Consider the following 13,164-nt stretch of genomic DNA (forward strand, 5'->3'; position numbering starts at 1 on the left):
CCGGGGGACCGGCCGGGCCGTGCCACGGTGCTGCGGGCCCGCGGCAGCCGATGATGAGCCGATGCCGTCTTCTCTCGCTCTGCGCCTGACCTGCCTGGTCGCCACCGCCGCCCTGATCACCACACTGACCACGCCCGCCCGGAGCGAGCCGGGCCCGGCGAAAGGGCCGGGTGCGATTCAGGGCGGGCCCAGCGCGACGGGAGGTGTGCCGGGCGCGGCGGGAGACGGGCCGGGCCCGGTAGGGAGCGCGCCCAGCGGTGATCCGGGCTACACATCGCACACCGCGCTGAAGCTGACGCCGACGGCGGTCGGGTCGGTCAAGGTCGGCGGGTCCGCCAAGGCCGCGGAACGGATGCTGCGCCGAACCCTCGGCGCACCGGACCGGGCGGTCGACGGCAAGGGCTGCGAGCTGGATGCTTCGGCGAGCCCCCGTCGTACCCTTACCTGGGGTGCGCTGACGGTGAGTCTCGTCCCGGCCGGACCGGACCGCCTGGTCGGATGGACCATCGGCGCCGGCCGGATCCCGGCGCGGGTCACGCTGCCGCACGGCATCACGACGGCCACGACCGTCGACGAGGCGAAACGCCTGATCCCGGGGGCGACGACCCGCTGGGACGAGGTGTTCCAGATGTACTGGATCACCACGGCGGCCCAGCCCACGATGGTGTGGGCCGGCGATCACGAGGACGGCTCCGGCAGGATCGCCTACATCACCAACGCGTTCGAGCCCTGCGAATAGCGACCAGGACCCGGAGGACTGTCAGGGCGGGCTGCCCGGCCGGACCAGGCCGGACTCGTAGGCGAAGACCACCGCCTGCACCCGGTCGCGCAGCCCCAGCTTGTTGAGGATCCGGCCGATGTGGGTCTTCACGGTCGCCTCGGCCACCTGCAGGCGGCCGCTGATCTCCAGGTTCGACAGGCCCTGCGCCACCAGCAACAGCACCTCCCGCTCCCGGTCGGTGAGCCCGTGCGATCCCGGGTCGCTGTAATCGTTCGCGGCCAGCCGCCCGGCGAACCGGTCCAGCAGCCGGCGGGTCACCCGGGGTGCCACCACGGACTCTCCACCGGCCACCACCCGGATCGCCTTGAGCAGGTCGTCCGGCGGCACGCTCTTGAGCAGGAACCCGCTCGCCCCGGCCTGCAGCGCCGCGAACGCCTCCTCGTCGGTGTCGAACGTGGTCAGCACCAGCACCCGGGGCAGAGGCCCGCCGGCACAGATCCGCCGGGTCGCGGTCACCCCGTCCATCACCGGCATCCGCAGGTCCATCACGACGACGTCGGCGGGGGTGTTCCGCAGCAGCCGTAGCGCCTCCTCGCCGTCGCCGGCCTCGCCGACCACGGCCATGTCGTCCTGGTAGTCGAGGACCATCCGGAACCCGGCCCGGACCAGGTGCTGGTCGTCGACGAGCACGACCCGGATCATCCGGTCACCGCCCGTGCGCCGGTCAGCGGCAGGCCGGCGTGGACGCGCCAGCCGCCGTCCGGTCGTGGCCCGGCCTCGAAGGTCCCGCCGTAGAGCGCCACCCGCTCGCGCATGCCGACCAGGCCGAGCCCGCCGCCCGACGTCGGTTGCACGCCGGTGCCGGAGTCGGTCACCTCGATCTCGATGCGGTCCGGCCGGTAGTCGATCATCACGGCGGCGACCGGGCGCGGGCCGGCGTGTCTGCGGATGTTGGTCAGTGACTCCTGCACGATCCGGCAGACCGCGAGGGCCACCCCGCCGGGCACGTCCGGAGGCGTGCCCCGCACGGTGAGGGCGGCGGCCAGGCCCGCGTCCCGGGCCCGCTGCACCACCGCCTCGATCTGATCAAGAGCAGCGGGGGTACGGTCGACCGCCCCATCGTCACTGCGGAGCAACTCGACGAGCTGGCGGATCTCGTCGAGGGCGTCCGCCCCGGTGGCGCCGATGATCCGTAACGCCTCGCGGGCCCGCCCCTGATCGCGGTCGAAGGCGTAGGTCGCCCCGTTGGCCTGCAGGACGATCACCGACAGCGAGTGGGCGACGATGTCGTGCAGTTCCCGGGCGATCCGGGCGCGTTCCTCGGCGATCGCGATCCGGGTGTTGTCCCGGCGCTCGCGTTCGGCGCTGATCCGGCGCTCGGCCGCGTTCGCCCGGAACTGCCCGAGATAGCGCACGCTGAGCCCCACCGCCCAGATGACGCCGCCGTAGCCCACGACGAGCCCGGCTGCGCTCCCGATGTCCCACAGCCTGATCTCGGCGAGTCCGGCCGCGACGTTGTTCTGCAGGGGCAGCACGAGTGCGGCGGCCAGCGAGGCGATCAGTCCGCCGGCCACGGCGCGCCGCAGTGTCACGGCGTGCACGATGACCGCATACATCGCGCACGCCAGCGTCACCAGCAGCATGCCCTCGTGCAACTGGCTCTCGTTGACCTTGATCGTGGCCGTCGCCGTGGTCAGCGCGACCACGGCGGCAAGCACGGCCATCGGATACCGGCGGCGCCACAGCAGCACCGTCCCGGCGAGCAGCCCGAAGGCGACCCCACCCGCGCGGAACTGATGCCACCACCATGTCGACAGGCCGGCCACCGAGATCGAGACGAGCAGGTCGACCGGGGAGATCCCGCCGACGGTCGGTACGCGTACCCGCATGCCGGTCAGCCTAGGACGTTCACTCACTGCGCAGCTCCCGGACCTGTGACAGCCGGAACAGCAGCGGCAGTCCGGCCCCGGTCACCGCCATGATCATCACGGCGACCGCGGCGGCCATCAGCGTGATCGCCGGCCAGTCGACCACGACCGGCGCGCGGGTGGCCGCGAGCAGCACCGCCGACAGGCCGCTGCCGACCGCCACCGCCAGCAGCAGGCCGACCGACGCCGGAATCGCGATCTGGTAGAGCACCGACGCCGACAGGGTCCGGCGCCGGGTGCCGAACGCGGCGAGCACCGCCAGCAGCCGGCGCCGTTCCCGCAGCTGCTCGGTAACGTTGACGAGCATGCTCGCGCCGATGAACAGCAGCAGCAGGACCGCACACCCCTGCGCCACCTGCCGGGCCCCTGCGAACTGGTCGCCGATCCGGTCGTCGCCGAACAGCTGCACCGGCGCGGCCGGGGCGAGCCGCGTCATGGTGTTGCGGACCCGCTCGACGGCATCCGGATCGGCCGGATCGAGGCGGATCAGGTAGCCGTCCACGTTCAGTCCGCGCAGGTCGGGCCGGATCTTCAGAGCGGCCGGCGTCGCCAGGTACGACATGGGCCCGGCCTCGCTCGGGTAGAGCGTCACCTCGGGCAGCCCGGCCGGGACCGTCCACCTGGAGAGCGGGACCCTGTCGTCGGTGCCGTAGAAGGCGTCCCCGGTGACCTCCTCCGTGTTCTCCCAGCCCGTCATCACGGTCGCGAAGCTGTCGCCGTCGGCGCACGAGGGCAGCGGGGCGTACTGGCGCAGGACCTCGCAGTCGCCCACCCGTACCGAAGCGCCGCCTTGATCCTCCGAACCGCCCCGCAGATAGCCGTAGCCGGACGTCTCCACCGCCTTCACCCCCGGCGTGCCCGTCAGGGCCTCCGCCCAGCCGGTGCCGTCGGCGCCGTTGGTGTAGACGACGATCTGGAACCGGTCGTCCGGAGGCTGCGCCCCGCTCGTGGCCGCGATCGACGCGCCGAGCAGCCCCTGAACGGCGATGATCCCGGCGACCGAGACGGCGATGCCCGACACCGACCGGACCGCGGTGTCGCTGTCCAGCTGCAGCCGCCGCACACCCAGTTGCCACCCGACGCTCCCGGCGCCGAGCCGCCGCACCAGCGCCTGAACCAGCCAGGGCAGCAGCACCACCACTCCCACCAGCAGCAGGATCGCCCCCGCCGCCAGCTGGGCACGAGTCCCGTCACCGACCTCCTCCGGCAGTCCGCCGAGCAGCGGATACAGCAGCGCGGCACCGGCCGCCGGAGGGACCAGCCGCCACCAGAGCCGCCGACGGCGGGCGGTGCTCTGCCGGACGACGCCGAGCGGCTCGATGACGACCCGGCGCAACGCCGCGAACGTCACCAGGACCGCGCCGGCCGGCACGATCAGCAGGATCAGCGCGAGAAGCAGCGGCGCCGGGCGCAGATCGGAGGGGTACGGGCTGAAGTCCGCCGGAACGACAGTGCCCACGACGTGGCGCAGCCCGAGGAAGACCGCCCCGCCGACGGCCAGGCCCAGCATCGCCCCGACCAGCGCGTCCCCGGCCGCGATCCGTCGCGTCATCGCGCTGTCGGCGCCGACCAGCCGGATCGCGGCGAGCTGCCGTTCCCGGCTCTCACTGCCGAACCGCACCGCGGTCGTCACGAACACCAGCACCGGCATCAGCATGACGGCCGCCCCGATCACGGCGAGCACCACGATCATCGCGTCGGTCGTCGGCTGCCGGTCCGCGCCGAACGACGCGATCCGGGTGGCTCCGCCCTCCACGGTCAGGGTCGCCGAACCGGCGTAGAACCACATCTCGTCCGGGCCCGACAGCCCGTCCGGCGCGATCGTCCCGGCCACCCGTGCCGACCAGCGCTCGGCCAGCACCGCGCCACCCGGCCCGTCGATCAGCTCGGCCAGCGCGGGCGAGACGAACAGCTCACCCGCCGCCGGCAGCCGTGTCAGTCCCGGCGGCGCCGGCGCGCGGTCACCGTCCGGGCGCAGTATCCGGCCGCGGACGGCCTCCTCCCGGAACCGGGTCTCCACGGTCAGGGCCAGCAGCGTCCCCGGACCCGGCTGCTCGACGGCCGCGCCCGCCTCCCGGTCGTTGCGCCGCTCCTCCCGTGCGGCGACGGCCGTCGGGGCCGCCGCCAGCACCAGCAGCATTCCCACGCCGAGACCCACACCGGCCGCGATCAGGGCGAGCCGCAGCCAGCCGCCGCGGCCACCGGCCACGCTGAGCCGCACCCCGAGCAGCAGCTCTCTCATCAGGCGGCCGCCGGGTTCGGTCGCTTTCGGGTGCGGCTCTCGCATCGGGTGGCCGCCGGGTTCGGTCGCTTTCGGGCGCGGCTCTCTCATCGGAGGGCCGCCGTGGTCACGTTCGCGCCGTCGTGGAAGGCGACCACCCGGTCCGCGCAAGCGGCGATCCGTTCCTCGTGCGTGACCAGCACGACCGCGCTGCCACGCTCCCGCGCCGCCGCGACCAGCAGCCGGATCACCTGGTCACCGTTGCGCGAGTCGAGCGCGCCGGTCGGCTCGTCGGCGAAGATCACCCGCGGCGTGGTGATCAGCGCCCGGGCCACGGCGACCCGCTGGCCCTGGCCGCCGGACGCCTGACCGGGACGCTTTCCGGCCACGTCGCTCACCTCCAGCCGGGCCAGCAGCTCACCGGCCGCCTGCTCGGCCGGACGACGGCGTACCCCGGCGAGCCGCAGCGGCAGCGCCACGTTCTCCAGGCAGGTCAGCTCCGGCACCAACTGCCCGAACTGGAACACGAACCCGAACGCGCCCCGCCGCAGCGCGCTCCGCTCCCGGTCACCCATCGCGACCAGATCACGGCCGTCATAGGTGATCCGACCCGCGTCGGGCGCGAGGATCCCCGACAGGCAGTGCAGCAGAGTGGACTTGCCCGACCCGGACGGCCCGGTCAGCGCGAGGACCTCACCCGGATGGACCTGCAACGACGCGCCGGCCAGGGCTCGCGTGGCGCCGAACGACTTGCTCACCTCATCGGCGACGAGAAGGGGTGACGATGACACGGACGGCTCCCGAAGGTGGACGATCAAGGACATCCACGACGCTATGGAGGTACGGTCCCGGCGGCGTCCACCCCGATGATGAACCCGGGCGTACGACTTGAGGCGTACTCGTAGCCTTCGCGCATGACCGACTCCGCCCCTGTCGTGTGGCCACCCGACCCGATCCGGACCGCCCGGTTGGTGCTCCGCGAGTCACAGGCCGGAGACCGGCCGGCCTTCGTCGAACTGCTCGGCTCTCCGTCGGTGAACTCCTACCTGGGCGGCCCGAAGTCCCCGGAGACCCCGAGGCCTGCGAGGCGGCCCTGTCCTGGTTCGCCACCACGCATCCGGGCGAGCCGGTGGTCCTGGTGACCCGGTCCGCCAACGTCGCGTCGATGCGCCTTGCCGCGAAGCTGGGCTTCACCGAGGTCGAAAGGTTCCACAGGTTCGGCGCCGACCAGTGGTTCGGCGTGTGGACACCCGGGGAGCGGCTTTCTACCGTCGAGTCATGACCGGATCCGGCGGCTGTGCGAAATGATCGTCCAATGGGGTATCAAGGGTCTGTCGCTCCCCGACGATGGCAGGGCGAAGGCGATCATCGATGCTCGTGAGGGCATCCAGTCGAAGTGGTGGCTGCATAAGGGAACCATCACTCCTGCGGAGGTCTCCGAGGTGCTGACCGCTGCGAATCTGGATCTGCATGTCAACCACTTCGACGCGATCGAGCCGTCCTCGGGTGAGAAGGTCTCCCAGGTGACACCGTTCATCTCGATCGCATGCGGAACGATCCAGCGGGACACCGTGGCGCGCACCAACTACGTGCACACTGCCTTGGAGACCGCGCTCATGTACGCCACACGGTTCGGGGCGTCATCGGTCGGATACCTCTACCACTGCTGGGTGCTGGTGGGGTCACGGCCCGCGGTCGGTATCGAGGGAGTCGCCGAGGAGGTGCGTGATCTCAACGCCTATCGGCGATACTCCGCTTATCAGACCGACGGTGAGGTGACCGCCAAGATCGCGATCCCGGTCAGTCAGATACGGCGATGCGAGAAGTGGGTGTGGAATCGTCCGGCGAAGGTGTTCTCCATCGAATGGACGCACGACAATCCCCTTTTTCTCGACCCGACGACTCTGAGCAACGTTCGGGAGGTGATCTGAGTGGCCGTCGACCCGCTGGCGGAGCTGTCTCTCGAGGAGGAACAGGTCGCGCGGTTGGTGGACTTCTATGAGTCCTACGCGTCCTTGGCCCTCGGCTGGGCGGACGTCGCCGCCGACTCGGGCCGCCACAGGATGGAAGCCGCGTCCGCACTGCGGAGTGCCGGGCAATGGGCCATGCTGGTCGACCCGTCGCACGCCCTCGACCTGCTGACTGAGTCCGGGGTCATCTGGCATGACCTGGGCCACGGGTTCGGCACTTTTCTCCTGACAGCATTCGGACGACGGCCTCTGGACGACGACGAGCTCGCACAGCAACGCGAGGTCTTGGTCATGGCGTTGACGAACAGCCCTTCCGATGATGTCCCACCTCCTCTTCGCCACCCCCAGCAGCAGGCATACCTCTTTCTCGCGCTGGCGCAGATGCGGAGACGGTTCACCCCGTCCGCAGCCGGTCAGTTGGAGGAGGTCGCCGAGGGGTCCGCGCATCGGCAGGGCGTCATGCCGGTCGGATCGCTCGGCAGTCCTTTGCACACCTATTGGGACATCGGTCTGCGGCTCCTCCGGAACGGCGATGACTATGCGCCCGTGGTCGGCCACGTGGCGTCCATGTCGGGCCGATACGCGGAGTCGGTCGTGTCGGCCAAGGCCAATGAGCACCTCTGGACAGCCGGCGCAGCGCCGGTGGACGTGAGCGACTCCGATCTCGCCGCGATCACCATGGCGGGCAGGCGTCGCTGGGGACTTCGGTTCACGGAGAGCGTGGATTCGGTGACCCAGAGGGTGTCCGGCCTGGCCCGCGTCCCTGTGACTCTATCCCGGGTCATGGATGGCGAGGTCCGCGCGGGGGAGCACGATCGGGCAGCTCGAACAGACGACCGCTGGCCCAGGTCGAGTGATGAGTCCAAGCCGAGGCGCCGTATCAGTCCGAAGGAAGACTTACCTCGTCGCCTTGACGACCCCCGTGCGACGCCAGGGGACGATGACCATCCCCGTGCGACGCGAGGGGACGATGACGACCCCCGTGCGACGCGAGGGGACGATGACCATCCCCGTGCGACGCGAGGGGACGATGACGACCCCCGTGCGACGCGATGGGACGATGACCATCCCCGAGGGGGACGGTGAGTCGGCGGGCGTCGGCGCTTAGCGTGCGCAGGCCTCCACGATGAGCTCGTCGAACTGGTCTTCGATGTCCAATCCGAAAGCGGCAGCGACAAGAGCCATGCTCTCCGCCGCCTCCAGCCGTAGCCGGCGAACTGCGAAGGCTGTCCTAGGATCGAGCCGCTGTGTCCCGTCGACGGCTAGGAGACCCTGCCGGTAGGCGTCGGTGGGCGCCGCATCGAGCAGACCCAGGCATGCCTTCCTGATGCAGCGAGCCGGGCCGGCGAGGGCATCCGGTGTGATCTGGTCGCCGATGACCTCGGTCAGATAGGTGCGTATCTCAAGAATCGACTTGACCACGTCGCCGGTGATATCGCGGTCTGGATTCTGGTACAGCACCCGGCGGCCTTCCAGAAAGCTGATGAAATGCCGGGCCTTTGCCCGTTCCTCAGCCTCCGGACGAAACGTGCGCCGGTATATCGGTACGTCGTCCCTCCTGAGGACCTCGACAATCGTGTCGAATCTCATTCCCGATCCTCCTCAGCCGGCCAGCAGAGCCACGAGTGACAAAACGATGGCGACCGCACCGCAGCCGGCCGCGACGAGAAGCAGCCACCACGCCGACTCGCGACCATCGTGCACTTGAACGATGCGCTCCGGGATCCGCCGGTCGCGGCGCTGCCAGACCAGACCGGCGGCGTCGGTGAAGGTGACCTCGATGGAGAGACCGTCGAGGTTCAGGTGTCCGGGCATCCCACCCTGCTCCGGCAGGACGATCTCCTGCTCGGCGTGCTGGGTGACGACCGACAGGGCGAGGTCACTGTCGACATGCCTCTCACCGGCACGGATCCGGGCCCGGACGTCGAAGATCGGTGCCGTGCCGTGGTTGTTCACCGTCCACGTGATCGCTGTGGGCCGACCGCGCGACATCGATATCGTGGTCACGTCCGGGAGGACCAACCGCGCGGCGGTGGCCTCCGCATCACGCCGGAGTCGGATCTCTGAGCGCAGCGTCCGCACGGTCAAGAGCACGGCGATCGCCGCGATGGGAGCGGCGAGGATGGTTCCGATGCCCTGAAGCCAATCGGTGATGGTCGGTGACTCCTGCGCAAGCACACCGACAGCGTAGACACCATGACATCAGCCGGGTTCGATGGCGCGCCGTGGGAGACCTACCGCCGGTAGGCCTCCCACGGCGCGCGCACGGCGTACCGGAAAAGGGGTCTCAGGCAGTGCCACCGACTTCGGCGAGGTAGGCGGCGGCCTTCTCCGGGTCCACGAACCAGTTGAGGAAATCGTTGGGGTCGACGAATCCGGCCGCGAAGCGGCGGGCGATCCGCTCGTTCTGGGAGGCGGCGCCGAGCAGTTGCTGCACGTGCGGCGGCAGCGGCTGCAGCATCGCGTTGGTCCAGCCGGTGACGGCCTGGCCGTGCGCCGTCCAGAAGCCCTCGAACGTGTCGGTCATCCACTGCTCGTCGAACGGCTGGTCGCCGCGGGCCAGGATGGCCTTCAGGTAGTGGTCGGCGGCCTTGGCAGCGGTGTTGCTGCCCTGCCCGGTGATCGGGTCGTTGGCGATCACCACGTCGGCGAGACCGAGGACCTTGCCGCCGCCGGGCAGGTGGGCGACCGGCCGGCGTACGGTCGGGGTGTACCGACCGTGCAGGGTGGCCTTGGCGTCGGTGAGCTGCACGTTCGCGGCGCGCTCGTGGACCCAGGGGAGGTTTTCGCGGATCAGGCCGAGCGTGAGGGCCAGGTGCCGGCCGGGCTCCATCCGGCCGCTGTTGCCGGCCCACCGGTCCAGTGGTCCGCCGGGGACGGCCTCCCAGAACAGGATGTCGCACGGGCCGCTGTGGGTGAGGCCGGGGATGACGAACAGCTCGCCCAGGCCGGGGACGGCGTGGAAGCCGACGTGCGGGACCGGCCACTGCGGGTCGGGTTCGAGGCCGTGGACGTAGGCGACGGCGAGTCCCCGCTGCGGTTCGGTGTAGGGCGACCGGCCCGGATCGCGGTCGAACATCGCCACCAGGTCGCCCTTGCCGGCCGCGACCACGGTCAGGTCGTAGCGGCCCAGCTGGGTGATCGCGTCGAGGTCCTGGGTGGTGACCGCGTTGTAGATGACGTCGACGCCACGCTCCTGGGCGTCCTCCAGCCAGCGGGCCATCTTGACCCGCTGGTCGGTGGACTGGGCCGGCTTCTCCAACGGCGCGGTGATCGACAGGGCCAGCTCGCCGGGCGGTGCGGACAGGGCGACACGCAGGCCGTGGATCGGCGGGGTCTCGTCCTCCCAGTGGTTGAGGCCGTAGGCGCGTTCGGTCCCCAGCGCCATGTCGAACATCGCCTGGGTCGACATGACCCAGCCGCTGCGGATCTCGTCGGGGGTACGCGCCGACATCAGGGTGACCTCGTAGCCCTCGGCACGCAGGCTGAGGGCGAGCTGGAGGCCGGCCTGACCGGCCCCACGATGAGAATGTTGCGCAAGACACTGCCTCCTGTTGAGCTGCTCGTTCTATCCGATGGCCTGTTTCGCCGCGTGGTCGACGACCGCGAGCAGCGCCCGGGCTACCTTGCGGGCGTCGCGGATGTCGGCGGCGATCAACGGCACATGTGCGGGCAGAGCGAGCGCGTCCCGCACCTCGGACAGTTCGTGGGTGGCTACTCCGTGGAACAGATTGACGCAGACAACCCACGGTACGTCCGCGTCGTTCTCGAAGTAATTCACCGCGGCGAACGAGTTCGCCAGGTTGTTGGTGTCGACCAGGACCAGCGCGCCGACCGCGCCCCGGACCAGGTCGTCCCACATCGGCCAGAAACGGGGCTGACCGGGCGTGCCGAACAGGTAGAGCACCAGGGCCTCGTCGATGGTGACCCGGCCGAAGTCCATGGCGACCGTGGTGGTCACCTTGTCGATGCCGGGATCGAGGCGGTCGATCTGGGCGGCGGCCGCGGTCATCCAGGACTCGGTGCGGATCGCCGGGATCTCCGAGATGGCGCCGACCGCGGTGGTCTTGCCCACCCCGAAACCGCCCGCGACGACGATCTTGGCCGAGGTCATCTGGCTCATCCGCATGCCGTCGGGCGAAGCCGGGGTCATCTGGCTCATCCGCATGCCGTCAGGTGAGTCGGGCGAGGCCGGCACGGAGTCTCTCCAGAAGCGCTAGATCTTGTGAGGAGCGGGGGTCGTGAACCTCCAGCTGACCGATCTTGAGCAGATCGCTGATCAGCAGGCGGGTCAGGCCGAGTGGCAGTCCGCAGTTGGCCGACAACTCGGCCACCGAGCACATCCGGCGGGCCTGCTCGTAGAGTGTCCGCGAGGTGGGGGCCAGGCTGGCGGCGAGCACCGGGTCGTAGCGGTTGCCGGTGGAGACCAAGGTGTGGATCAGCAGCGGGCTGCGGCTGCCGGTCCGCCCGCGGGCGGTCATGTACGGGCGCACCTTCCAGTGCAGCCCCGGCCTTCGAACCATGCCGGGCCTCCTAGCGGCGTGCCGGTGCGGGCAGTGTGTTCTGGTGCAGCGCGTGGCGGGTCTCCGGGGTCAGGGCGTGACCGACGGACTGGCTGAACGTGGTCATCGCGTACCCCAGGTGGCCGATCTGGGTCTGTGGTTGTGCCGCGACCAGCAGCGCCGCGACGAAATCGCCGGACGGGTCGTCGATGCGCAGGAACGCCAGGTGGCCGTGCGGGTAGCGGATGCTGAGGTTCTCCGGGGCGCCGAGCTGGAGCAGGCCGCCGAGCTGGCCGGTGATGCCGAGGAACCCGGCGGCCAGGGCGGCGACGCTCTCGGCATGGTCGCGGCTCAGGTGTCCGGAGGAGGCGAGTTGCAGGCCGTCGGCGGAGACCAGCACGACAGCGGTGATCGTCGGCACCTCGCGGACGAGCTGGTCGATCAGCCAGGTGACGTCCGGCTGGTCGCCGTCGACGGGGGAGCGGTAGTCGGTCATCGGGGTCCTTCGACTTTCTGGGGGCGCTCGGTGCTGTGCGGGGCCTTGGCGCGGGCGGCGTCGACACCGGCGTTGAAGTCGGCGGCGTCGTCGTGCCAGGCGGTCTGGTGGACTCGGGTGGTGACCGGGGGCGGCGGCGGTTCGATGCCGCGCACGCTGGCCGGCACCCGGCGCGGCATCGCCTTCTGCACCGGGAGCACCATGGTCACCTCGTCGCCGGCGATGGCCCGGCGGCGCTGCTCGGGCACGGCGTCGAGGGCCGCCATCGGCTCCGGCTCCGCCGGGCGCGGCGTCTCACAGAGCAGGTCGGCGCCGATCAGCAGCATGGCGACGGTGCCGCGCGGCCGGCGGGGGACCAGGCGTACGCGCAGCGACCGGTGCCGGTGGGTGAGAACGGCCGCCACGGACAGTCCCAGGTGGGCCGGCTTGAGCTCGCCGGCGGCCGGCCCGTCCGGGCTGTCCAGCAGCCGCTCGATCCACGGGACGTGTGCCGGGTTGAGGCCGATCCCGTTGTCCTCGACCCTGATCACCACGTCGCCGTCGCCGGTCAGGTGCGCGGAGATGGAGACCGGCTCGGTCGGCGCGGAATAGCGGTCGGCGTTGTCGATCAGCTCGGTCAGGATGCGGATGACGTCGTCGGCGGCGACGGCGGCGACCGCGAGATCGGCGATCGGGCCGAAGTGCAGGCGCTCGTAGTTCTCCACGGCGGCGCCGGCCGCGTGGGTGATGTCCTGAAGGGACGTGACCTGCTGGTCCGGGTCGTCGAGTGGCTCGCCGGTGAGGACGCGCAGGTTCTCGGCGAGGCGGCGGACCCGGGTGACCGAGTGGTCGATGCGGAACAGGACCTTGCGGCGCTCGGCGTCCTGCTCGCGGAACTCGGCCTCCCCGATGTGGTGAACCGCCTCCCACGTGAGGGTGAGCAGCCGGAGGGCGAACTCGCCGGCGACCGGCCGCCATGGGTCGGGTGTCTCGGGTGCCGGTTCCGGGTCCGGGCTGGGCTCCGGCGGGGCCACGACCTCGACGGGTTCGGCTTGCTCCTGCTGCCGCCTGCGCCACCAGTTCGTCCAGCGGCCTGCCGCAGGCATCGATTGCTCCCCAATCAGCCTTGTGTCGTATCGGAACGGAGGAAGATCACCGAGTACGAAGTCTGTACCGTACCTGCCGGATTGCCCGACTGGCTATCGGCTCGATTCCGTGACCTTCTCCAGGGCTGCGGGGTCCTGAACGAATCCACAGTGGAACGCTCCACCGCGGGGGAGAGCCTAGCGACTTGCGTGATCTTGACGAGTGTCCAGTCGCCCGCTCGCCGAGCATGGCGCTGCGCTG

Annotated in this window: 14 protein-coding genes and 1 pseudogene; 4 read left to right on the forward strand and 11 right to left on the reverse strand. The window is 70.7% G+C overall.

Annotated features, from left to right (window positions below; translation table 11 throughout):
- Window positions 1–61 precede the first annotated feature (61 nt).
- A complete protein-coding gene (locus ACQPZW_RS18300; RefSeq protein WP_433796102.1) occupies window positions 62–739 on the forward strand; it encodes a hypothetical protein in 678 nt (225 codons plus the stop codon).
- A gap of 21 nt (window positions 740–760) precedes the next feature.
- Here the strand turns inward: ACQPZW_RS18300 and ACQPZW_RS18305 are convergent, their stop codons facing one another.
- The 4 genes from ACQPZW_RS18305 to ACQPZW_RS18320 all read right to left on the reverse strand — a co-directional run bounded on the left by ACQPZW_RS18305 (window position 761) and on the right by ACQPZW_RS18320 (window position 5,694).
- Window positions 761–1,423, reverse strand: coding sequence for a response regulator (locus ACQPZW_RS18305; RefSeq protein WP_433796103.1), 663 nt, complete (start codon window positions 1,421–1,423; stop codon window positions 761–763).
- Complete coding sequence (locus ACQPZW_RS18310; RefSeq protein WP_433796104.1) at window positions 1,420–2,610, reverse strand: sensor histidine kinase; 1,191 nt, start codon at window positions 2,608–2,610, stop codon at window positions 1,420–1,422. Before ACQPZW_RS18310 ends, ACQPZW_RS18305 begins: the two co-directional genes overlap by 4 nt.
- 19 nt (window positions 2,611–2,629) lie before the next feature.
- The gene (locus tag ACQPZW_RS18315; RefSeq protein WP_433796105.1) at window positions 2,630–4,891 is read right to left on the reverse strand and encodes an FtsX-like permease family protein; all 2,262 of its coding nucleotides are present in this window, start codon (window positions 4,889–4,891) and stop codon (window positions 2,630–2,632) included.
- An 86-nt stretch (window positions 4,892–4,977) separates the two neighbouring features.
- A complete protein-coding gene (locus ACQPZW_RS18320) occupies window positions 4,978–5,694 on the reverse strand; it encodes an ABC transporter ATP-binding protein (protein WP_433796106.1) in 717 nt (238 codons plus the stop codon).
- A 314-nt stretch (window positions 5,695–6,008) separates the two neighbouring features.
- Here ACQPZW_RS18320 and ACQPZW_RS18325 point away from each other — a divergent pair, with 314 nt between their 5' ends.
- From ACQPZW_RS18325 to ACQPZW_RS18335, 3 genes are read left to right on the forward strand one after another with little or no spacing between them, the layout of a single operon-like run.
- Complete coding sequence (locus ACQPZW_RS18325; protein WP_433796107.1) at window positions 6,009–6,152, forward strand: hypothetical protein; 144 nt, start codon at window positions 6,009–6,011, stop codon at window positions 6,150–6,152.
- Window positions 6,153–6,174: 22 nt separating this feature from the next.
- The gene (locus tag ACQPZW_RS18330) at window positions 6,175–6,801 is read left to right on the forward strand and encodes a hypothetical protein (protein ID WP_433796108.1); all 627 of its coding nucleotides are present in this window, start codon (window positions 6,175–6,177) and stop codon (window positions 6,799–6,801) included.
- The gene (locus ACQPZW_RS18335) at window positions 6,802–7,926 is read left to right on the forward strand and encodes a hypothetical protein (protein ID WP_433796109.1); all 1,125 of its coding nucleotides are present in this window, start codon (window positions 6,802–6,804) and stop codon (window positions 7,924–7,926) included.
- An 18-nt stretch (window positions 7,927–7,944) separates the two neighbouring features.
- On the opposite strand, the gene ACQPZW_RS18340 is transcribed toward ACQPZW_RS18335, so the two are convergent.
- The 7 genes and pseudogenes from ACQPZW_RS18340 to ACQPZW_RS18370 form a co-directional block, all read right to left on the reverse strand.
- Complete coding sequence (locus ACQPZW_RS18340; protein WP_433796110.1) at window positions 7,945–8,430, reverse strand: hypothetical protein; 486 nt, start codon at window positions 8,428–8,430, stop codon at window positions 7,945–7,947.
- A gap of 12 nt (window positions 8,431–8,442) precedes the next feature.
- The gene (locus tag ACQPZW_RS18345; RefSeq protein ID WP_433796111.1) at window positions 8,443–9,018 is read right to left on the reverse strand and encodes a hypothetical protein; all 576 of its coding nucleotides are present in this window, start codon (window positions 9,016–9,018) and stop codon (window positions 8,443–8,445) included.
- Window positions 9,019–9,127: 109 nt separating this feature from the next.
- Window positions 9,128–10,380 (reverse strand): annotated as a pseudogene (locus ACQPZW_RS18350) (styrene monooxygenase/indole monooxygenase family protein).
- A gap of 28 nt (window positions 10,381–10,408) precedes the next feature.
- Window positions 10,409–10,993, reverse strand: coding sequence for a GTP-binding protein (locus tag ACQPZW_RS18355; protein WP_433796112.1), 585 nt, complete (start codon window positions 10,991–10,993; stop codon window positions 10,409–10,411).
- A 19-nt stretch (window positions 10,994–11,012) separates the two neighbouring features.
- A complete protein-coding gene (locus ACQPZW_RS18360) occupies window positions 11,013–11,363 on the reverse strand; it encodes a DUF742 domain-containing protein (protein ID WP_109593244.1) in 351 nt (116 codons plus the stop codon).
- 10 nt (window positions 11,364–11,373) lie between these two features.
- Entirely contained in the window at window positions 11,374–11,838 is a 465-nt protein-coding gene (locus tag ACQPZW_RS18365) for a roadblock/LC7 domain-containing protein (protein ID WP_433796113.1), read from the reverse strand.
- Window positions 11,835–12,923, reverse strand: a complete 1,089-nt coding sequence (locus ACQPZW_RS18370; protein WP_433796114.1) for an ATP-binding protein — start codon at window positions 12,921–12,923, stop codon at window positions 11,835–11,837. Before ACQPZW_RS18370 ends, ACQPZW_RS18365 begins: the two co-directional genes overlap by 4 nt.
- Between the last annotated feature and the right edge of the window lie 241 nt (window positions 12,924–13,164).

The sequence above is a fragment of the Actinoplanes sp. CA-252034 genome, assembly GCF_050956125.1.
Classification (GTDB): Bacteria; Actinomycetota; Actinomycetes; order Mycobacteriales; family Micromonosporaceae; genus Actinoplanes.

Coding starts and splice junctions, on each gene's coding strand:
- ACQPZW_RS18355 (WP_433796112.1), bottom strand. CDS start 10,993: ATGACCCCGGCTTCGCCCGACGGCATGCGGATGAGCCAGATGACCTCG.
- ACQPZW_RS18330 (WP_433796108.1), top strand. CDS start 6,175: ATGATCGTCCAATGGGGTATCAAGGGTCTGTCGCTCCCCGACGATGGC.
- ACQPZW_RS18365 (WP_433796113.1), bottom strand. CDS start 11,838: ATGACCGACTACCGCTCCCCCGTCGACGGCGACCAGCCGGACGTCACC.
- ACQPZW_RS18360 (WP_109593244.1), bottom strand. CDS start 11,363: ATGGTTCGAAGGCCGGGGCTGCACTGGAAGGTGCGCCCGTACATGACC.
- ACQPZW_RS18340 (WP_433796110.1), bottom strand. CDS start 8,430: ATGAGATTCGACACGATTGTCGAGGTCCTCAGGAGGGACGACGTACCG.
- ACQPZW_RS18300 (WP_433796102.1), top strand. CDS start 62: ATGCCGTCTTCTCTCGCTCTGCGCCTGACCTGCCTGGTCGCCACCGCC.
- ACQPZW_RS18310 (WP_433796104.1), bottom strand. CDS start 2,610: ATGCGGGTACGCGTACCGACCGTCGGCGGGATCTCCCCGGTCGACCTG.
- ACQPZW_RS18320 (WP_433796106.1), bottom strand. CDS start 5,694: ATGTCCTTGATCGTCCACCTTCGGGAGCCGTCCGTGTCATCGTCACCC.
- ACQPZW_RS18305 (WP_433796103.1), bottom strand. CDS start 1,423: ATGATCCGGGTCGTGCTCGTCGACGACCAGCACCTGGTCCGGGCCGGG.
- ACQPZW_RS18370 (WP_433796114.1), bottom strand. CDS start 12,923: ATGCCTGCGGCAGGCCGCTGGACGAACTGGTGGCGCAGGCGGCAGCAG.
- ACQPZW_RS18315 (WP_433796105.1), bottom strand. CDS start 4,891: ATGAGAGAGCTGCTGCTCGGGGTGCGGCTCAGCGTGGCCGGTGGCCGC.